Source organism: Ruegeria sp. CG4 (genome assembly GCF_056537185.1).
Genome location: NZ_JBQFRB010000004.1, coordinates 125,010 through 145,773, shown reverse-complemented (window position 1 = coordinate 145,773; position 20,764 = coordinate 125,010). Strand labels below are relative to the sequence as shown.

Here is a 20,764-nt window from a genome sequence, read left to right as displayed (position 1 = left end):
CCCCTTCCACACTTTATATTCGCCTGTCACAGCAGGGGGGGACCCACGTCATGACCCGATCCAAAATACTCGCAGCCGTTGACCTTGTGCACAAAGACAGCGACGCCCATGTCGTTCACGAAGCAATTTCGCTGGCCCGATCCCATGACAGCACGGTCGAGGTGATCTTTGTCATACCGGATCAGGAGCTCAGCTATGTTCAGGGTTACATCCCGGCAGAAATGCACCAGCAGGTACTGATCGAGGCAGAGAATGATCTGGCCGCGTATTGTGCCGACTTCAATTGGCACGGCGTCGCACACAAAACCAGGGTGCTGCGCGGTGTCGTTTACGAGCAATTGATCAACCACGCCGACGATCAGTCTGCAAGTTTCGTCGTGATCGGTGCCAGCAAACCATCGGTCCGGGATTTTCTGATCGGACCAAACGCTGCCCGGGTGTCGCGATACGCCCGTTGCAGCGTGCTGGTCGTGCGGCCGAACTGACCACCATCAACTCTCACTTTCGGAGACATACGTGAGCGACCATAAAATCGAAACTCTGCGCGTTCATCGCATTTCGATCCCCGCCAAAGCTGTCCATTCGCATGGCAGCGGCGACGTTGCAGATATTAACGTTGCGATATTGGAGTTGGTAACGGATACCGGCCTTACAGGCTGGGGCGAAGCTTCACCCTGGCCTGTCTTTACCGGAACCGCCGAGGCGAACGCCGCCGCCCTGCACGTGCACCTGCGCCCGCATCTGATCGATCAGGACCCGGTCCAGGTCGAAAAGCACATGAACATGGCGGAGAAGGTGCTGATCGGCCACCCCGAGGCCAAGGCCGCGCTGGAAATGGCGCTGCTGGACATCACCGGCCAGATCACCGGCCTTTCGGTCTGCGAACTGGTCGGCGGTAAAATGCGTGACAGCATGGGGATGAGCTTTTCGGTCGCTAACCCAGATTTCGACGCGGACCTCGATGACATCGCCGCGATGTGGGAAGACGGCGTGCGCATCTTCAAGTTCAAGACCGGTTTTGCCGGCCATCGGTTCGACCTTATGCGCTGTGAAAAACTGCGCGAAATCTATGGCGACGAGGCGGACATCCGCATTGACTACAATCAGGGTCTTCCGGCCTATGACGCCGTGCGCTGCATCCGGGATCTCGAGGCGTTTCGCCCGACATTTGTCGAACAGCCCGTCAAGATGCACGAACGTGAAGCCCTGGCCCACATTGCGCATGTAATCGATACCCCGATCATGGCGGACGAAAGCGTGTTTGACCCCAAAGGCGCGCTTTACGGGGCGCAGATCCGGATCGCGGACATTTTCTCGCTCAAGATCATGAAATCCGGTGGTATTCGGCGGGCGCTGGAGGTGGCCGCAATCGCCCGTGCTGCCGGAATCGAGATCTATGGCGGCTGCATGTTCGAAACGGGACTGGCCCATGCCGCCGGTGCCCATCTGATGGCCGCCGTACCGGACCTGATCCTGCAATGCGAATTCTACATGGCGACCTACTACGCCGCCGAAGACATTCTGACCGAACCCTTCCCCGTCAAAAACGGGCGAGTGCACGTTCCGACCGGGCCGGGCCTGGGCGTTCAGGTCAACCCTGACATGCTGACAAAATACGCAGTCGCAGAACCTTTGACGTAATCTCAAAAACTTCAGGTCAGCTGCATACAGCACTGTGTGCGGTAGTTGATCGGGAAAGGGAACCTACCCATGGAACACCAAGACACAAAGCGCATGAACGGCGCGCAGATCATCCTGAAAATGCTTGAATTGCACGGCGTCCGCCATGTGTTCGGCCTGCCGGGGGAAACCACCATCGGCTGGTACAAGGAATGGCGTGAACACAGCAATATCGAGTTCGTGCTGACCCGCGATGAACGCACCGCATCCTACGCCGCCGAGGCCTATGCGAAGATCACCGGGCGCCCATGCGTTCTCGAAGCTCCCAGCCCCGGCGTCACTCATTGTTCGCCCGGCATCACCGAAGCATTCCTCAGCTCGGTTCCGGTGATCTTTTTCAGTTCGGACATTCCGATCAATCAGGACAAAAAACACGGTCTGACCGGGGTCGATCAGACCAAACTCTACGACAGTATCTGCAAGGAAAGCTTTGTGCTGACGAACGCGAGGGAAATCCCGTTCCTGCTGCGCCGGGCCTTTCGTGTCGCAACCTCCGGTCGCCCTGCACCGGTGCATATCCGAGTGCCGATCAACATCTTCGGAGAAGAGGCGGAGGTTGACGATCTCTATGCCGAGGCGGAATACAGCCAATACCCGGCGCACCGCCCAGTTGCCGACCACAGCAAAATCCGCGCTGCAATCGAGATTCTTCTGGCTGCCAAAAAACCGGCCATTGTCTGCGGTCAGGGCGGGCTGATCTCAAAGGCCTCCGACGCAATCTTGGAACTGGCGGAACTTCTGCAAATTCCCGTCGGCACAACAACGCCCGGCAAAGGCACTATCCCAGAGGATCACCCACTGGCACTGCGCGTCATCGGGGGGCGCGGCGGAATGGAGTATTCCAACCAGTACGTGTTTGAAGCTGACACGATCTTCTTTGTCGGATCAAACACCGACAGCGCTGCGACCGACCACTGGAAGCTGTACGGGGACCCAAAATCCAAGACCTTTCTGCATCTGGATATTGCCGAGGCGCATGTCGGCAACAACTTTCCCGTCAAAGTGGGCATGGTCGGCGACGCACGGGCCAGCATTGAATACATGGTCGAGATCATCAGGGCCGAGCATCCGAACCTGAAGCGCGACAGGATCGATCTGAACCCGATGAAGAAAACCGCGCTCGACAATGTCTTCAACTCGAACATCCCGATGCCCGAAGGGACGATCTCGCCGGTCAAGCTCAGCCAAGCGCTGGACACAATAATGCCGGACGACGCCGTGATCACGTCGGAGCCGGGCGTCAGCGCGATCTACCCGTCTGCCCTTCTGACGTTCAAAAAGCCGGGCCGGCATTACATCACAAATTACTCCATGGGGGCGCTGGGATATTCGGTGCCTGCCTGTCTGGGAGCGTCCTATGCCAATGACGGCCCGGTGATTTCCTTTACCGGTGACGGGTCGTTCGGATTTGTCATTGGCGACATGGAGTCGATCAAGCGTTCCGGCAAAAACGTTACGATCATCCTGACCCGCAACGACACATTCGGCTGGATCCGGGGCGAAGCTATCCTACTGGACGAAATAGATGAACCGTGGTCCACCGACTTCGGCCGTGTGGACTACTGCAAGGTTGCCGAGGGGTTTGGTTTCCGCACTGCGAAAATCACAAGTGAGTCAGAAATAGAGGCTGTTCTGTCTGAGGCGATCGCCAACCCCGGAGCGAACTTCATCGAAATTATGGTTCCGTCGCAGGACAAGATCGTCCCGTTTGTACCGAACTGGGTGCGCGCCGCGCGGGCCAAAAACCTGCCGCACTTCTACTGACTGAAGCTGCGGCCCCATTGGCCGGGGGCCGCGCTAAAACCTGTCTTATTTCACCAAGGACACTAAGAAAGGTATTAGGTTGGCGCGTGCTGACATGCGCCAACACGGACAACGAAATCGCCTCAGCCCCGGCACACGGCCTCAGCTATTTCAGTAATGGCATGGTGAAGTGACTTGGCCGAGGACCGAGGGCCAAGGGCGGAGAAGGACGTTCCGGTCTCGTGGCACCACAGGTAGCACCCGATGTGGTGGATCGAGCATCGGGTTGCGGCACCGGATTGCATGGTTCGGGTGTCAACATTGCAAAGCCGTTCGAACAGATCGCAGGCGGCCGGGCCAGTAATGTCAAACCGGCACCAGCCGTCGGTTTGTTCGGCAACGGAAGCAGTGTTTCCGACAGCGGCCTTGACCTCAACTGCCAGCATCTCGTGGCTTGCGTGATCGGCATCGATCATCCAACTGTCCGGACCAATCCAGAATGCCGAAAAGGCCGATGTCGAAACCGATTGGCCCGGCGCAGGCAGAGCCGCACCGATCAACTCATTTGCCTTGGTGACACACGCTGCCTCATGCCCTTGACTTGCGGTTAGTGACGCCAGCGCCCGCGAGGTGTTTTCCGTGATCGTCAAGCCGGGAAAGCCGTCTGATCGGGGCTCGGCGCCTCCAAGCGGTGTGAGCGGTTTCAGTTTATGCACGCTGACGTCCTCCATCGGGATCGACAAAATGGGCGCTGACCACCTCGACCTTCACTTCGCTGCCCTCCAGCGGGTTGACCAGACGCAGAACCTCGCCCATCCGATCTGCACCGTTTTTCAGGAATCCGATGCCGATCGAACTGTGCAGGACCGGTGAATAGGCGGCCGAAGTGACATAGCCCTGGTCGTGGGCCGCATCGACCGGACCATCACTGGTCATCAAATGGCCCCCTGCGACCACGGGGTCGCCGGCATCCACCGGTTTGAAGCCCACCAGACGCAGAGCGTCTTCCTCGTTCAGCCCAGCGCGCTCGCTCAGGGTGTTGCCGATGCAGTCCTTCTTTTTACTGACCATCCGGCCCATGCCAAGGTTCAGCGCCGTGGTGGTGCCGTTCAGCTCATTGCCGGTGGAATGCCCCTTTTCGATCCGCATGACGCCCAAGGCTTCTGTGCCATAGGGAACCACACCGAATTCCTCTCCGGCCTCCATCAGCGCGCGGATCATCGCATCGCCATAGCGTGTGGGCACGGCGATTTCATAGGCCAGCTCGCCGCTGAAAGAGATACGGAACAAACGCGCCCGGCAACCGCCGCAAACGGTGATCACGGCACAGGCCATGAACGGGAACGCTTCGTTCGACAGATCGAACCCTGGATCGACAATCTTTTCCAGCAACTTGCGGGAATTCGGCCCTGCCACGGCATACTGGGCCCAGGCCTCGGTGGTCGAGATCAGCTGCACGTCCAGATCGGGCCACAGACATTGCCGCGCAAACTCCATCTGGCGGTAAACCAGAACGGCGTTGGCGGTGGTTGTCGTGACCACAAAGTGGTCGTCGGCCAGTCGCGCAGCGGTGCCGTCGTCATAGGCGATGCCGTCTTCACGCAGCATCAGGCCATAGCGCACCTTGCCAACCGGCAGTTTCGCGAACCCGTTGGCATAGATCCTGTTCAGGAACTCCGCCGCGTCCGTTCCCTGCACGTCGATCTTGCCCAGCGTGGTAACATCGCAGACACCAACCGATTTGCGGGTCTGCAGAACCTCACGGTCCACCGATTGCCGCCAGTGCGTCTCACCCTTTTGCGGGAACCATTGTGCCCGCAGCCAATCGCCGACTTCGGTGAACACCGCGCCCTGTTCCGTTGCCCATTTGTGGCTGGGCGTCTCTCGGGTCGGATGGAAATGCTTGCCGACCGACCGGCCAGCCAGAGCACCCATCGCAACCGGCGTATAGGGCGGGCGGAAAATGGTGGTGCCGGTCTCCGGGATCGACTTGCCCGTCATCTCGGCCATTACCGCCAGGCCACCCATATTCGACGTCTTGCCCTGATCGGTGGCCATACCCAACGTGGTATAGCGTTTCAGATGTTCGACCGAGACATAGTTCTCCTGATGCGCCAGTTTGACGTCCTTGACGGTCACATCGTTCTGCTGGTCGATCCAGGCGCGGCCCTTGCCCTCTTTCACATACCAGAAGGGTTGCAGGTTCACCGGTGCGTCCTCGGCCCGCGGTATTTCCCCGACCTGCGCCGCAATCCCGAGGCCCGACAGTGCTGCCGCCGCCCCTTCTGCGCCGGATTTCAGCGCGCCGTGGGTCGACATCAAGCCAGCCGCGGCCCCGGCAACCGTCATTCCGACCGGCAACACGTCACCCGGAACAAACGCTGCAAGACCCTCGTTCCATTGCGGACGCCCGCGCTGATGGCAGGTCAGATGCACATTGGGGTTCCAACCGCCTGAGACAGCCAGACCGCCGCATATGATATCGCGGGTGAACCCCTTCGCCGTACGGACCGTCACCGACCCCAGGCCCAGTCTGCCCTTGCTGTTGATCACCTGCGCACCGGCGAACAGTTCCGTCCCTTCGATGGCGGGTGCGTCGGCCCGCGTGTCGATCACGGCGGTGACATGTACACCTTTGGATATCAGGTCGGCAGCCGTGCGATGACCGTCATCGTTGTTGGTAAACACCGCCATGTGTTCGTGCGGTGTCACTGCCCAGCGATTGGCATAGGCCCGGGTTGCCCCGGCCAGCATCACGCCGGGGCGATCATTGTTGGCAAATGCGATGGGCCGCTCGGTTGCGCCGGCACATAGAAGCGCCCGTTTCGAATAAATCCGCCACATGATCTGCCGGGGCTGCCCGGTACCGGGCCTCAGTACGTGATCGGCCACCCTTTCGACAGCACCATAGGTGCCATGATCGAAAGCCCCGATCACGGTGGTGCGCGACAGCAGGCGTACATTGTCCATCGCCGACAGCTCTGCCACGGCCTGCGCTGCCCAGTCCGATCCGGCCATTCCGCCGACCTCGTAACTTTCGGCGTTAAGGCGCCCGCCCAGAACAAAATCCTCGTCCGCCAGAATGACCCGAGCACCTGCTCGGCCAGCTGTCAGCGCGGCCATCAGGCCCGCCGGACCGGCCCCGATCACCAGCAGATCGCAATGCAGAAAGCCTTTGTCATATACATCAGGGTCGTCCTGTCCGGACACGCTGCCCAAACCGGCCGCGCGCCGGATCGCCGGTTCATAGAGCTTTTCCCAGAACGCCTTCGGCCACATGAATGTCTTGTAATAAAAGCCTGCGGTCAGGAAGTTGCTGAACATGTCATTGACCGACAACACATCCCGCTTCAGCGACGGCCAGCGGTTTTGCGATTTTGCCTCGAGCCCGTCAAAAAGCTCGGCCACGGTGGCGCGGGTGTTGGGCTCCTGCCGCGCGCCCGAGCGGAGTTCGACCAGCGCGTTGGGCTCTTCGGATCCGGACGTCAGCGGCCCGCGTGGACGGTGATACTTGAACGACCGACCCATCAGCCGCACGCCATTGGCCAGCAGGGCCGAGGCCAGTGTGTCGCCAGGGTGACCCTGATATCTTTTACCGTCAAAGCTGAAGCTCAGGGGTTGGGTCTGATCGACAAGCCCACCATTCAACCGGTTGGTCTGTACACTCATTTGCTGCGCCCCCTTGCCCGGGCCACATCACGGGCCAGTTCGACGGATGTGATCTCATGCGTCAAGGTGTTGCGCGTCACCACTAACCAGGACCGGTCGCCTTGCTCGTGATACCACAACTCAAGATGCTCTCCGGCCGGGTTGTCGCGCAGATAGAGATAGTCGTGAAAGGCGTCGGCAGCATTTTCGGCCTGCCAGTCGGGGCGGTCGATCAGGGCAGCGTCGCCGAGATAGACAAACTCCTGCGCATCGCGGGGCCCAAGAAGCGGATGGTTGATAATCAAGGCATTGGCTCCTGTCGCATTTTCGAACCGCGGAACCGGTTACCGGTTTTGCAGAAAATGCTCATGTCTTCTTCAGTGCAGGTTGGGCTGCGCGCCCACCCCCTTCTCATCGATCATGTGGCCGGTGCGGAACCGGTCCAGGCGATAGGCGGTCGCGACATCATGCGGCCGGTCTGTGGACAGCAGATGCGCAAAGCACCAGCCCGAGGCCGGGGTCGCCTTGAACCCGCCGTAACACCAGCCGCCGTTGAAATAGAGCCCATCAATATGTGTCCGGTCGATGAACGGAGACCCATCCATCGACATGTCCATAACGCCGCCCCAGGCGCGCAGCAGACGCACCCGGCCTAGCGCCGGTATCAGCGCCACGCCGCTTTCCACAACATCCTCGATCACCGGCAGGTTCCCCCGCTGGGCATAAGTGTTGTACATGTCGATGTCGCCACCAAAGACCAGTCCACCTTTGTCGGACTGGCTGCAATAGAAGTGGCCCGCGCCAAAGGTGATCACACCGTCAATCACCGGCTTCAGCCCTTCGGACACAAACGCCTGCAACACATGGCTTTCGATTGGCAGGCGCATCCCCGCCTTTTCCATCACGCGGCCTGAAGACCCGGCCACAGCCACGCCAACTTTCTTGGCCCCGATGAACCCACGCGAGGTCTCGACCCCCAGAACCTTGCCGTTCTCGATGCGAAAGCCAGTGACCTCGCAGTTCTGGATGATGTCCACGCCACGCTGATCCGCGCCACGCGCATAGCCCCAGGCCACCGCGTCGTGGCGCACCGTGCCGCCGCGCCGGTGCAGAAGGCCGCCCTTGATCGGAAAGCGGCCGTTGTCGAAGTTCAGAAATGGATACATCGCCCTGACACCCGCTGTATCCAGCAGTTCAGCGTCCGAGCCGTTCAGGATCATCGCATTGCCCCGGCGCCGTGCCGCATCGCGCTGCGCATCCGTATGCACAAGATTAAGAATGCCGCGCTGGCTGACCATGGCGTTGAAATTGAAATCCTGCTCCAGCCCTTCCCAAAGCTTCAGGGAAAACTCGTAGAACGGCTCGTTCCCGTCCAGCAGGTAGTTCGAACGAATGATCGTCGTGTTCCGCCCGACATTTCCACCGCCGATCCAGCCCTTTTCCAGAACCGCAATCCGCGCCTCGCCGAACTCTTTAGCCAGATAGTATGCTGTGGCCAGACCGTGGCCGCCGCCGCCTACGACAACAATATCGTATTGGCCCTGAGGTTCAGGGTCGCGCCACGCCGGTTCCCAGCCCTTGTGCCCGGTCAGAGCCTCTTTGATGACCCGAAAGCCGGAATATCGCATGCTTTGCCTCGTTCTCGTTTGGAACGCCGTCTGGCGTTCCGCTTGGCCATACTCATCGAATCTAAGACCAACACATGTCATTCCGCGACATTGTTTTTCGTTTTCGGGTCAAAATTCAGAGAAGTCGGTTAGGAGACTTGACCTCCCGAGTATTCTAAATCGAGTGCTCGAACACAAGAAGCGGGCAATCGCACATGCGTCGTCAAGATGCTTGGTTCCATTCCGATCTGCAGATCTTAGCGCCAGAAACTGCGTTCGCTGATGTTCGACCTGTGTTTCGGCGCGGTTCGCAGCAGCCGGGGAACATGAGCGTTTTTGAGAAGGGCGGGAGCTGTGGTATGATTTCACAATAAGACAAAGGATTTAGACATGTTTGAAGGTTTAAACCCCATAATTGCCTTCCGAATGTCCGAACGATTGCTGCTGACCGCAATAGTCATTGTCGTCGCTCTGGTTGTTCTTGTCGGATTCTGGAAAACCGTTCAAAAAATTACGGTGACTGACAGTGGCCCGCTGGGTGTTGCCGGGTCAATGGCCCTGTCCACACCGGTTTTCGCGCTGTTGGCGGTGATACTGTACGCGTGGGTCAGTCTTTCGCATCCCATTTCCTATTCCGACGCGGCACCGCAGAGCGCTGCGGAAGAACAAGTTGCCGAAGCATCAGGCAGCGCCCCCAGCAGTTTCACAGGATCTCTGAGCGAGCAGTCCCATCAAGTTGCGGCGTCCGAGATCAACGCCTATGCGCGCCAGCAGGCTCGCCATCAGATCTGGACCCTGAACTGCCTTGCGGATTCGACAACCGTTCGCCCTTCGGCACAGAGCGACCTGACCGGCATCAAGCTGGCGTTGATGAAACAGGTCTGGCAGGACGATTGGGGCAATCCGGTGCAATTCGAACGCTGGGCGCAAAATCCATCAGAAGGCGTTCGCCCTTCCGATGCGGCGCTTGAGGTATTTGAAGGCAGGCACACGGGATGTTGAGGCTGGTTATTCTCATCTACGTCCTTATGACCGGCAGTCTTGCGGCCGAAGTCGTCTACAGTCCTGCCGATCTTCAGCGCGTTCGCGACCGCGCAATTCCCACGATTCAATCCGTCATGTGGCAGGACATCGTGCCACGCCTGCCTGATCAGTTTCGAGACCGCGCCAGTGACGTGCAGCTGTTTTTCCCGGAACGCGGACCGGGGCCCATGTCATTCTATGCGTCACCCGCAAATGGCGAAATCTACATTCCATTGACCTCGTTACGGTTTTTCGATGATATCGCGACGCTTCACGCCTGGTTTGAATCCCAGGACTGCCCGACGGAATACATTCAGACCTACCTCGCAGGACTTCTACGGGCGGGCGAGGTTCTGCCGGCCCCGCTTGTCGCTTTTGGTCTGGATCGTGACCGGCTCTTTGCCGACAACTACACCTATGACCTGAGCGGCAAAATTTATTCTTCGGCAATTCAGTTCATTCTGGTTCATGAACTGGGGCATGTTCTGCTGGATCATCAGGCCGGTGTTGAAGGCGCAGAAAGCCGTCAACAGGAAGCCGAAGCCGACAGTTTCGCACTGGATCATTTCGCACGGTTGGGTGGAAACCCCATGGGAATATTCTGGTACTATCAGGCCGCATGGTGGCACGACCCGGCCAGTGACCGTGGAAGGCGCGAAAACACCCATCCGGTTTCAGCGGAACGCATCCGGTCGATGGCGAACCGGTTGATCGAGAACCCGGGCGATTTCGCCCATGGCGAGGCCAACCCCGATCGTGAAGCGGGCTTTGTCCGGCAGCTTGGCGTCATGACGTCCGCATTTGCCGATCTGATTGACGATGACACTTTTCTGACCTGGATGGCTCCGGCGATGTTCAACGACTATCCGCTGTCCAATCTGCGTCAGGCCTGCCCCCACCAATAGGTTCGGATCAAAACCTTGCCAGACCGCACAAATCCCGTTTGCGTTACTCGTGTTTCGCGGGCGATGTTCGATCCCGGAACCTGCATCATCGCCACGTCGATATTATCGTTTTGAATATCCTTGCGAAAACAGATCTGATGGTGGCACACGTAGGATATGAAAATAACGTTCAAACAAATCGATGCGTTCCGGACAGTGATTTCAACCGGAACTGTGACCGAAGCCGCCGAGGTGTTGGGGATTTCGCAGCCTGCGGTCAGCCGGCTTGTCTCGGATCTGGAATCCGAAGTTGGATTTAGCCTTTTTCAGCGCTCTGGCAGGGCGCTTGTTCCGACGGAAGAGGCGCGGCTACTGGTAAACGAAGTCCGCCAGGCCGTCAGCGGCATGGAACATATCAAGCAATCTGCGACGGCGATCCGTCATTTCGGCCACGCACGCCTCAGCCTGGTTACCACCCCGTCATTTGCGTCACAATTGGCACCGGATCTTATCAAGGAATTTTCGGAAACCTGCCCCGAAGCGATGGCGCGCATGGAATTCGAAGCCAATGACGACACTGTCGAGTGGCTGGTGTCGCAGAACTATGATTTCGGCATCAAGACAAGCCCGCCGTCAAACCCGTCCTTTGAAAGCCTGAAGCTGTATGACGACGATGTTTATTGCGTGCTGCCCAAAGGTCATCCGCTTGCGGCCAAGGAAGCCATCAAAGTCCGCGATCTGCAGGACGAAAGCTTTATCTCATACATGGGCCTGTCCCGCTTTCGCTTTGAAGTGGATCGGTTTTTTGAGGCCAATTCTGTTACGCGACGAATGAAATACGAAGCCCGGACAACGGACGGAATCTGCCGTCTGGTCGCGCGCGGCCTGGGCGTATCCATTGTCGGATCGTCCAGAGATTACCTGAAATCGATGCCCGGGTGCATTGCCCTGCCCTTTGCGGCGCCGCTTAGCTTTCAGGCCATCCTGTTCTGGTCCAAAAACGAGCCTTTGTCGGCGGTTGCAAAGATCTTCCTGGACCTCGCCCGTCAGAAGGCAAACTCAGCCTAGATCATGCTGCAATTGGCGGCGACATGGTCAGGTTGCGGAAATGATGACCTTTCGGAAGGTGGTCACTGCTCGGACCGCCTGAGTAAGGAAAGCAAAGAACGTATTCCTCGTCCGACATCAGGGTTCCAACCAACCTGGTCTCCAAGGCAAACTCCCGGTCAAAGCTTGTTCGATAAGGCGCTCATCGACAGTGCCGCTAACAGACGACCTTCATTCAAACGTCTCCGATCCGTCCGGTTCGATGTGGGCGGCCTTGTTCATTTGCTGACGAAAGACTGCCAGTTCCTGATACATTCGCCGCCGCGCCCGGCTTTGGTTGCCTAGCGGGCGGTGGTCGGCCAGCGAATGCCAGGGATTGATCCGCAAGTTCCGCGCAAAAGACATCTGGGCCGGAGTATCAAACTCCTGCTGCGGGATATGAATACGCGCGACGGGTATCCAGGGCGATTTGTCCTCGGGCCACAGCACCGAGGCATCCTCGACCGGCATCAGGTGCGGGTCGGTCTGGATCTGCACCAGCATCTCAAATTCGGCTGGACCTGCGCGCAGGGCGCGGGACATGTTGTCCCGTAAGTAGTTCGGCGGCACGCGCCCGAACGGAACGCCGGGGATGGTCATCGGCACATCGGTCAATGGTTTGTAAGAGTACAGCATTGCCTGCCCTTCGCCCAAAAGGTACGGCACGCAACTGAAGTAGCGCTGGCCCAGCGGATTGTACTGGGTCTCGTTCCACAGACCCTGCATCAGGAAGTCGATCAGGTGTGAATCCTTAGGGTTCAGGAAATACCAGATCGGCTCGTCAATAGTGCTCCAATATTGCAGTTTGGCATTCTCGCGCACGTCCGGCGTCACGAATGTCGGCGTGACGACTGCGGGCCAGTCCTGAGTGAATTTCTCCTCCTCCATCAGCTTCGGCCCCGGCACGTCCATCAGCTTGACTGACATTGACCCGAACCCGACATCCCGAATGTCTTCAGGCACATCCGGGCCGGGCCCGGCAAAGCGAATATAGGCCGGATAGTTTCGTTCGGTTGCAAATACGCCTTTACGCAGGTTTTCGGGCAAATCGGGATTCACCGTAAAGGTCGCGCGTACCAGCCCGTGTGTTTTGGTATTGCCACCGCGTTCGTAGGCACCGGGTTGAAAATGCAGGTTCATCTGCTCGCGCATCTCGTCGATGATTGTCTGCAGCGCCTCCTCTTCCCAGTCGAATATCTTCTCCTCGGCCAGGCCAAGCCCAAGGTTCGGACGCTTGCGGTTCTTGAGACGCTGAAGAAAGCGCGCCGCAGGTGCGCGCACCAGGCGGTTTAGCTGCGGGCGGAAAAATGGCTCTAGCCTGCGTTCGAAGTGCAACCCGACCTGAAGCAGTGAATGCAGAAAACGGCGGATGAAAAGAAGGATAGCGCGCATGAGGATCTCCTATTCCTTCTGTTCTGCGAGCAAGCGTAACGCGCGCAAGCCGGGCAGGAAGAAATAGCCGCCGCCCCTGACGGTTACGAATTGCGGCAGGTGGTCCAACCGCTCGGCGATACCGGTTGCACGCTGGATACTGAAACTGTCTGATGCCACGCCGCCGACGGGCTCGCGGCTTCCGACAATCGGGTCCGCCTCACCGTGCAAGCCATCGAAGGAAGGTGAAGACATCCAGGCGTTCTGCACAAACTCGAACTGGCGCGTGATATCGGCGCAAAGGCAGACAAAATGCAGCCCCCTTGCCTCTTGATCGGCCCCTTCGTCTGACAGCGCCTGTTCAGGCGACAGTGGCGGCCCGTAGGCGCGCCCGCGACGGACAAGCCGGTGAAAGCGGGTCGACGCAACCAGATCATGCCGTCCCGGCAGCTTGTCCCGCCTGCGGCGGAACCCAAGCGTGCTGGTGATCCAGGCCCATCGGCTGGTGACACCGGGTGGCTGATCACCGGTTCTCGGATTGGCCCGCCTGATATGGGCACCGACCGGGCAGACCACGCCATCGATGTCATCCTCGTAGGTGAAATTGTTTCCCTGACGCCCGCCCTCAATCTCGCGCCTGCCCTTTATCAGGGGTGTGCCGTCCCGCGCGCGACCCACCATCGCCGTTGCCAGCGCTTCGCGGTGCGCGGCGTCACCATGCGCCACCGAGTCGAGATGTCGCCAGAACCCCGGCACGTCCTGTTCAAGCTGGCGCATGACCAGATAGCTGCCATTGTGTCCAAAGCTGTTGTCCCCCGAGGCCGCGCCGGCATGCGCCGTTGATCCATCTTCGGCGGTGATCAGCGGACCGGAGGAGACTTCCTTGTATTCATTGACATGGCCCAGAACGACCTCGCCGGGTGCGATAAGATTGGAATACGTCTCTCGACCATGCTTGGGTGGGGGGCTTTTCCAGTCCCAATCCACTTTCGGCTCGCTGATGCCATCGGCAAAACCGAAAGGCTCGATGCCGTCATTCAGGCGCGTCGGCAGTTCTTGGATGATGTCGAATGCATCGTGAAATGCGTGTTCAAGAATTGTCGACTTGAAAGGGCCGAGCCCGCCCTCGCGCGCATAGAGCATCAGCAGCACATGGACTTTGCCACCCTCCCAGATCCAGTTTTCCGGCGCGTTTCCACCGGAATCACCAAGCCTTCGGATGCGGCTGGCTTCACCTGCCATCCCGGCCAGAAATGGCTGCGAAAACTGCGCCAGAATCTCATCCGGCAAACCGAGTGCGCGCAATCCGCCAGCCGTGAACGCGACCTGAAGCGCGACCTCGGGCGGGGTATCCAACCACTCGGCCGACGTTATGGGTGCGGTTGCCAGCCAATCCCGGGCGGTCCGAGCATCCGAAACGGTCAGCAGCAGAAACTCGGCCTCGGGCAGCTTGCCATGACCAAACCGGATCAAGCCCTGCATGTCCGCGAAATCGACCGGTGTGGTCTGGATATCCCTGTTTTTGCTCATATCTTGGCCAGCCATTTGCGCAGCGCGCGAAGCCCGGACGGCCGCCGTTCCAGTCCGGCGCGTATTTGCGAGTGCCTGTCGAGATCGACGGCAGTAAGACCGGGATAGGCCTTGTACCAGACCAGTGTGGCTTGCTGGCGGTTCCGCAGGAAGCGTTTGAACTTGTGCTCCTGCTCGGCCCCATCCTTGATCAGAAACCGCGTACTGGGATAACCCACGCCGTTCGAAAACACGAGGTTGAGCCCCCAGGCAACTTTGTTGACGAAATCGTCCATGTAGCTTTCCAATGCGCCATCGTAATTGCTGCAGAACATCACACGGCGCTTGTCATCGAAATAAACCCAACGCGCGAAATGGATTGTTTGAACGCGGGTGAGGTAACCACGCGAGAAGATGTGCCTTGCTGCGTAATTCAACAGATACAGCGCAACCGTTGTCACTGCGCGCCGGAATCCACCGGGCTTGAGATCGCCAACCGCCGAAAAGGGGTTGGTGACGTCATGGTCTTCATAAGTGCCCATCGCGGCGATATGCGTGTCGTCCGGGCGCGGCAGGATTTCAGGATCCGAACGCTCCAGTCGTCGTAGGCGCCAGATCAGTAGCGGCGAGGCCAGCAGAACGAGCGGCGATATCGCCAAGAGCACCAACGGCACACCGAATTTTTCGGTCCAGTCGATGAAAACCCGCCGTAACGAAGGTGACCGCCTCGGCGTCAGGCGCAGGCGTCCTTCGCGCCGTTCGGCCGAGACAAATTCCTGCAACCGCTCGTGCAGCAGGATGGCATCTTTTGCCCCGTGGGCCTCAATAAGCGCGTGCAATTCCAATTTCAGAGCGTGCGCAAGCGCGGCTTCCTCGTGAATCTGCTGCACCGTGCGACCGCGCCTGTTTACGTAATTGGCGGCCTCGACCACATTGTGCCGGGCCATCCAATCACGCAGGTCCGTACCTTCACGGAAGTCCTCGCAATGCGAAAAGATGCGACTCAACCCTTCGCCCGCGTGATTTGCCATCTCAACCAGAAAGCTGTCCCGGTCTCCGTCCATATCGCCCAGAAACGCCAGATGCGGCGGGAAGGCGCGCGCTTCGACGCCATAAGCTTCAATGTCCCGCCATGTGTCGACTTGCGGAAGAAAGAACCGCGCGACGTGCAAACGATCGAAATCAGCGAAGGGCACGATCGGGTTCTTGGGATCCGCAAGCCCCGGTTTAAGCACCATCTCGGACAGCAGCGCGCGCAAATCCTCGATGCGTCCCTCCGCAATGGGGGCCAAAATCAGAAAGGTGCTCTGCTGTGTCATGGCGGGGCCAGTTTACCAGATTTAGGACGATATCGCGTCAGCATTGAAATCCAGCGCGAAGTCGATCAGGCGATTGTCGTCCCAATAGACCTTACCCAGATAGAGGCCAGGACCGATGGCCCGGATTTCGTCGCGGATCCATTGTGCGAGAAGCGAAGTGTCGGAATAGTCCAGCACGATGCATTCCTTTCCATCGAGCCAGCTCTTGTCCTTGTAAACCTTGGCCAGTATGGCGTTAAGCCCAAACGGCAGGATCCGATTTCGCAGCACCCCTTTCGACTGGTCGAAAACTTTGCCTTGCCAGGCAAAACTGTTGATAAAGCGCGAGATCAGCGGTGTGAATTTCGTGCCCGGGGCGACAATGGCGGTTCCTTCGGCTTCGCCGTCGGGAATGTCCCCGGCCGGTACGCTGGAAAACAGTTCGTCCAGTTCTTCCTGACTCATATCCATGAGCGACTCGATGCTATGTGCCATAGTGGCCCCCTTTCTAGACAGTGACGTGTTTTGCATCCTCCAGAATGTCCTGGGCGGCTTTTTCGCCGACCATGTAAACAGAGGATGCGATGAAAAATCCCGGAATGCGCGGAAAGACCGAGGCGTCAGCTACCCGTAGCCCCTTTGTACCATGTACGCGCAGGCGGCTGTCCAACACGCCGCTGTCGGGCGGCCCGATGGCGCAACTGCACGACGCGTGATGCCCCCAACACTCGTCACGTACAAACTGGGCGATTTCCGTATCCGTTTTGACATCCGGGCCGGGAATTTCCTCGGCCTCGATCTGGCCGTCGCGGCGCAGCGGCTCGGTCAGGTTGCGAACAAATTTCACCCCTTCGACAACCGCTTGCAGGTCGTCGTCGCCGCCTTGCTTAAAGTAGTTGAACTCGATGAGGGGCCGGTCGCGCGGATCGGCCGAGGCCAGCCGCACGCGCCCCGTCGCATTTGCTGTATGGGCCTTCAGGACGGCCCAGCTCAGATGGTTGCGGCTGCGCGCCAGATCAGCAGCATAGCCGGGGTAGTAGCCAGCGAACCGCCCTAACAATGCCATGCAGAACAAATCAGGCAGCTTCTTGTCCGGGCTCGAACGCCGAATAACGCCCAGCGCCGCTCCGTTGGTTGAATACAGACCCTTACCGGTGTCCTGCCATTCCCGCCATAGCGGATCACCGGATTCATAACGGCAGTCGGTCAAGCTTTCCCAGCAATCCACCGCCATGCGGTTTACGACGGCAACTTCGTAGCGATCCTGCAGGTTGCGACCAACGCCGTCCAGCGCTACGCGTTGCGGAATACCCGCCCGCGCCAGTTCGTCGGCCGGACCAATTCCCGACAGCATCAGCAATTGCGGAGTGTTGAAGGCGCCACCCGCAAGAATAACTTCGTGTTTAGCCTGCACGCGCCGTCGAATTCCCTGACTGTCGCTTGGGGTTGCATGCGCACGATAAAGCCGCTCTCCCTTGAGGTATTCGATCCCGGTCGCGCGATTCTGATCATCAAACAGAACCCGGGTCGCAAGTGCGTCAAGCTCGACCGTCAGACAATCCGGATAACGCCGTGCGGTTTCGAGCACCCGCTCTCGTGTGCCAATACGCCGTCCGTTTTGCGTGGTAAGCGGCGTGTAAACCAGGCCCTCGGCATTGTCGTCGATCCGGTCAAGGTCATTTGGATCTGCCGCACTCTTGAGCTGCCAGCGCAGGTGCCGCCATACCTTGTCTCCATCACCCAGCATTTCGCGAACGGATGCACGCAGCATGTCCATGATGTCGTCATCGCGCAGGGCCGCACGCGGGATCGCCTTTTCCGTCGAAAGCCAACCGCGATAGCCGTGGCCGGTCCGGTCGATGCCAATTGCATTCAACGCCTTTTGCATCGGGCGATGGCGGCAGTTTTCGATCCGGCGGAAAATCTGATGCATCGCTTTCGGCGACCAACCGGCGTCGCCGGTAAGCTTCTCGATGTGGCGCCAGTCATCGTGGTGCGGGTAAACGAATATCATTGCGTTATGTGCCGTGCAGCCACCCAGCGTACCCGCCCGTGGGTACAGTACGCCATCCGGCCCCGCCTTTGGATCGCGCGCCTGGAGGGCCGGGTCGGCATAGTGGCTGACATGAAAGTCCCAGCGCAGTGCTTCATTCTCGGTGGCGAAGGGATGAAATGCCGGCACGTCATAGTCATCGGGCAACCGGTTTTCCGCGCCCAATCCCCGCACTCCGCCTTGTGCGGAACGGGGATCGCCACCTGCCTCCAGAAGAAGCACGCGCATTCCCGCTTCGGCCAGTCGGGCCGCAACCGTGCCGCCGCCCGCGCCCGAGCCGACGACGACATAGTCATAAATGGGCGCGTCCACGCTCATACCTCAGAAACGTTTGAGGTAGGCGATCAGATCCTCCTTCTGCGGATCCGTCAGCCGGGTTCCGAAATAATGACCACGATTGACGACGAAGTCGGGGCATTTGCTGAGTTCGAGAAGCGGTTCGACCAGATCAGCGAACATGGCCCGCACCTGAGTATTGCTGGCATTGTCGGGCAAATCCTTCAGGTTCCGCTTGATCATGATGACAAGCCGGGCGAGCCTGAAATCATGCTCGATCCGTTCCAACAAGTCGGCGTTGTCCAGCCGTATGTTGAGATTGGCAAGCAGGTTGATCGGTGTCCCCGCGGGGATCGGGCCCAGTTCGATGTCGCCGTTTTCGCTGAAAAGCCAGGGCAGTTCGTCCCGGAAGGGTTCGAACAGGCGCACCAGGAAGTCGGGCTGGAAACCACGCGGGATCATCAGGTAGCTTTGCTCGGTCGTGCGATCGATTAGCCCGGGCACCTTGTCGCCCAGTTCACTGTCACGCAGCCGGCGTTCCGGCCACAGCATCTTGCGAATACCATCGTCGAAGGTGCGCATCCTGGCTGCGACCGACGGGTCGGGTTCATAATAGCCCACCGTGTTGTTCAACAGATACGGCGCCGTCGACCAGAGACTGATCAGCGAAGGTACACGCGTGTAACCACGGCCGCCTGCAGGCATTTCGTACATGTAGGGTTCGCCGGTCACCGGATGGTGCACCTCGATCTCGCCGACCGACGGCAGCGCCTTGTAGGTCGAAGACGAAAAATTGTCCCAGATGTTACCCTCGATGGCGTTTGTCGCCAGCGGGCTGCAGGCGTTTGTCTCAAGTAGCGTGACCGGAATCCGCATCTCATTAGACAGATAGTTATTTTCCAGAAAATCGTCGGCATTGACGATTTCGGTCATCTCTGCCTTGAATTGATCCGTCTTGGTTAGCTCCCAGTAGTTCGACCAGCACTGCAGGTATCCCGGCCCCGAACATCCGCCTGGCATGGCCGCAAAGGCCGTTTCGGGCAACTTGGAGGAATGGCAGCGGGCGCAGTTTTCGGCAAACAGCGTCTTGCCCCGGTTCACCGTCTCGTCATCTTCGGTCAGGTGCTCTGCCCCGCCCGGCGCGTCAGCCAGGTAGTCCGGACGTCCGGCCTTGAGGAAATAGAGCGCAGTCAGCGGAGACTGCAGTTCCGTCGCGCGCCAATAGGCCGAATTCTTCTGCGCGGTTTCAATCTCGATGGGCGTGATCGTGCGGCCTCCGACAATCGGGTTGAAGTGCCGCGTCCATTCTTCACTGAAAAGACCTATATTGAGATAAACCCGGTTTAGCGCCCCAAGCGCGCCAACCGAATCCGCGCCGTCCTTCAGGACGCGCGGGCTGAAGCTGATATCGGGCGGCTCAAAAAGCTGTGTCAGCGGGCCCTGATCCACGAAATCCTGAAACTGCATGTTGTCGCGCTCGCCCCCGGTCAAGCGTTCCTCGCCCAGACTTTCCGCTACACGCAGACGTTCCTCCAGCAGATAGATCGCGTTCATTGTGCGCGGGTTGTTGATGTAGTCAGGCGACACCAGCGACGTATCAAGCGATCCGGGCCGCGCTGTGTGAATCAACTGGACCATGTACTGCCGGTCGTCCGGCTTCCACGCGAACACCCTGTCGAACCAGAAATACTGGGCGCCCACCGTCGCGTTGAGATTTCGCATCTCGGGGTTTTCGGGGTCCTCTGGCGGGTCGATCGGGCTTGGACCGACATGGCAGAAAGCGCAAGACATGCCAACGCGATAAGGCCGGACCAGATCCTTGTCGAAATAGTAATCGGGGTCGTTGTAGAAACGCTCGGGATCCCAACGCCGCTCAGCGCGTTCGTCGAAATCCGGGTTGGGGAATAACCGAAGACCCAGAACGCCTGTTGGTTCACCGTAATATGAGCCGACAGGCATGTTGCGGCCCCGCGCACCGATTTCAACGCCCGGATATTTTTCGGCGTTGTCAAAGGGGTCGGCGGCACAATTGTCACGCCGTTTGTCCAGCCAGAGCCCATAGCGTTCGGGATCCGGGCCAGTCGCCTGATCGAAACACGGTTCGTTTATCAGACCCAGATATTCGAACCGATTGGCGCGTTGCGCTGGCAGATCAGGATGCGAAGACAGGGTCTTGAGAAGATCAAATTGACCGAACGTGTCGCGCGTCAGGCGATCCCAAAGCAAATCGTTGCCGCCGGTCCAGACCATCCACATGTTGCGACCCTTGATTTCATCCGGGCCAAGCGGAATGCCGTTGTCAATCTCGGCGAAATAGTCCTCATCCGCAGGCGGAAAAGACGTCTCGTCTCGCCCGACCAGCATTGCCTCGTCAAGCGGGCCTGAAAAAAGCTGCGCCAGGGCGGCAACGGGCAGAAATGCGACCGGAAAAGTCAGCGAAATAATGCGACAAAACATCAGGCAAACTCCAATCTTCAGCTAGAAATTGGCATCAACCTCTCAGTTGGTACTGTCATATCAGTGTTGGTCCGAATCGAATTTATTGCAACCATGAAGGGAAAGCCGGGTATTTGCGCCTGGATCGAA

The 20,764-nt window shown here is 58.9% G+C and carries 16 protein-coding genes; 6 read left to right on the top strand and 10 right to left on the bottom strand.

The genetic code is table 11. The features are described 5' to 3' along the window. Positions 1 to 50: 50 nt before the first annotated feature. The 3 genes from ACR0J2_RS12955 to ACR0J2_RS12945 all read left to right on the top strand — a co-directional run bounded on the left by ACR0J2_RS12955 (position 51) and on the right by ACR0J2_RS12945 (position 3,444). A complete protein-coding gene (locus tag ACR0J2_RS12955) occupies positions 51 to 485 on the top strand; it encodes a universal stress protein (RefSeq protein WP_170679100.1) in 435 nt (144 codons plus the stop codon). 31 nt (positions 486 to 516) lie between these two features. Continuing rightward, the gene (locus ACR0J2_RS12950; protein WP_480812820.1) at positions 517 to 1,641 is read left to right on the top strand and encodes an enolase C-terminal domain-like protein; all 1,125 of its coding nucleotides are present in this window, start codon (positions 517 to 519) and stop codon (positions 1,639 to 1,641) included. Between the two features lie 69 nt (positions 1,642 to 1,710). Beyond that, positions 1,711 to 3,444 (top strand): thiamine pyrophosphate-binding protein, encoded by a 1,734-nt coding sequence (locus tag ACR0J2_RS12945; protein ID WP_480812819.1) that lies wholly within the window; start codon positions 1,711 to 1,713, stop codon positions 3,442 to 3,444. Between the two features lie 122 nt (positions 3,445 to 3,566). On the opposite strand, the gene ACR0J2_RS12940 is transcribed toward ACR0J2_RS12945, so the two are convergent. The 4 genes from ACR0J2_RS12940 to ACR0J2_RS12925 form a co-directional block, all read right to left on the bottom strand. Further along, positions 3,567 to 4,139, bottom strand: coding sequence for a sarcosine oxidase subunit gamma (locus ACR0J2_RS12940; protein WP_480812818.1), 573 nt, complete (start codon positions 4,137 to 4,139; stop codon positions 3,567 to 3,569). Continuing rightward, positions 4,132 to 7,092 (bottom strand): sarcosine oxidase subunit alpha family protein, encoded by a 2,961-nt coding sequence (locus ACR0J2_RS12935; protein WP_480812817.1) that lies wholly within the window; start codon positions 7,090 to 7,092, stop codon positions 4,132 to 4,134. The genes ACR0J2_RS12940 and ACR0J2_RS12935 overlap by 8 nt, the downstream gene beginning before the upstream one ends. Next, positions 7,089 to 7,376, bottom strand: a complete 288-nt coding sequence (locus ACR0J2_RS12930; protein ID WP_480812816.1) for a sarcosine oxidase subunit delta — start codon at positions 7,374 to 7,376, stop codon at positions 7,089 to 7,091. Before ACR0J2_RS12930 ends, ACR0J2_RS12935 begins: the two co-directional genes overlap by 4 nt. 72 nt (positions 7,377 to 7,448) lie before the next feature. Further along, positions 7,449 to 8,699, bottom strand: coding sequence for a sarcosine oxidase subunit beta family protein (locus ACR0J2_RS12925; RefSeq protein WP_170611663.1), 1,251 nt, complete (start codon positions 8,697 to 8,699; stop codon positions 7,449 to 7,451). A gap of 405 nt (positions 8,700 to 9,104) precedes the next feature. On the opposite strand from ACR0J2_RS12925, the gene ACR0J2_RS12920 reads away from it, so the two are divergent. The 3 genes from ACR0J2_RS12920 to ACR0J2_RS12910 all read left to right on the top strand — a co-directional run bounded on the left by ACR0J2_RS12920 (position 9,105) and on the right by ACR0J2_RS12910 (position 11,653). Further along, positions 9,105 to 9,680 (top strand): hypothetical protein, encoded by a 576-nt coding sequence (locus ACR0J2_RS12920; protein WP_480812815.1) that lies wholly within the window; start codon positions 9,105 to 9,107, stop codon positions 9,678 to 9,680. Next, positions 9,674 to 10,606, top strand: a complete 933-nt coding sequence (locus ACR0J2_RS12915) for a M48 family metalloprotease (RefSeq protein WP_480812814.1) — start codon at positions 9,674 to 9,676, stop codon at positions 10,604 to 10,606. Before ACR0J2_RS12920 ends, ACR0J2_RS12915 begins: the two co-directional genes overlap by 7 nt. A gap of 156 nt (positions 10,607 to 10,762) precedes the next feature. Next, on the top strand, positions 10,763 to 11,653 hold the full coding sequence (locus ACR0J2_RS12910) for a LysR substrate-binding domain-containing protein (RefSeq protein ID WP_480812813.1): 891 nt from the start codon (positions 10,763 to 10,765) through the stop codon (positions 11,651 to 11,653). Positions 11,654 to 11,863: 210 nt separating this feature from the next. On the opposite strand, the gene ACR0J2_RS12905 is transcribed toward ACR0J2_RS12910, so the two are convergent. Genes ACR0J2_RS12905 through ACR0J2_RS12880 form a run of 6 tightly spaced genes read right to left on the bottom strand, consistent with a single transcriptional unit; the run spans position 11,864 to position 20,635 of the window. Further along, a complete protein-coding gene (locus ACR0J2_RS12905) occupies positions 11,864 to 13,063 on the bottom strand; it encodes a catalase family protein (protein ID WP_480812812.1) in 1,200 nt (399 codons plus the stop codon). 9 nt (positions 13,064 to 13,072) lie between these two features. Continuing rightward, entirely contained in the window at positions 13,073 to 14,572 is a 1,500-nt protein-coding gene (locus ACR0J2_RS12900; protein ID WP_480812811.1) for a Dyp-type peroxidase, read from the bottom strand. Then, a complete protein-coding gene (locus ACR0J2_RS12895; protein ID WP_480812810.1) occupies positions 14,569 to 15,870 on the bottom strand; it encodes a hypothetical protein in 1,302 nt (433 codons plus the stop codon). Before ACR0J2_RS12895 ends, ACR0J2_RS12900 begins: the two co-directional genes overlap by 4 nt. 21 nt (positions 15,871 to 15,891) lie before the next feature. Next, on the bottom strand, positions 15,892 to 16,344 hold the full coding sequence (locus ACR0J2_RS12890) for a hypothetical protein (RefSeq protein WP_170611651.1): 453 nt from the start codon (positions 16,342 to 16,344) through the stop codon (positions 15,892 to 15,894). A gap of 13 nt (positions 16,345 to 16,357) precedes the next feature. Next, positions 16,358 to 18,214, bottom strand: a complete 1,857-nt coding sequence (locus tag ACR0J2_RS12885; protein ID WP_480812809.1) for a GMC family oxidoreductase — start codon at positions 18,212 to 18,214, stop codon at positions 16,358 to 16,360. 9 nt (positions 18,215 to 18,223) lie between these two features. Further along, positions 18,224 to 20,635, bottom strand: a complete 2,412-nt coding sequence (locus tag ACR0J2_RS12880; protein WP_480812808.1) for a c-type cytochrome — start codon at positions 20,633 to 20,635, stop codon at positions 18,224 to 18,226. Positions 20,636 to 20,764 lie beyond the last annotated feature (129 nt).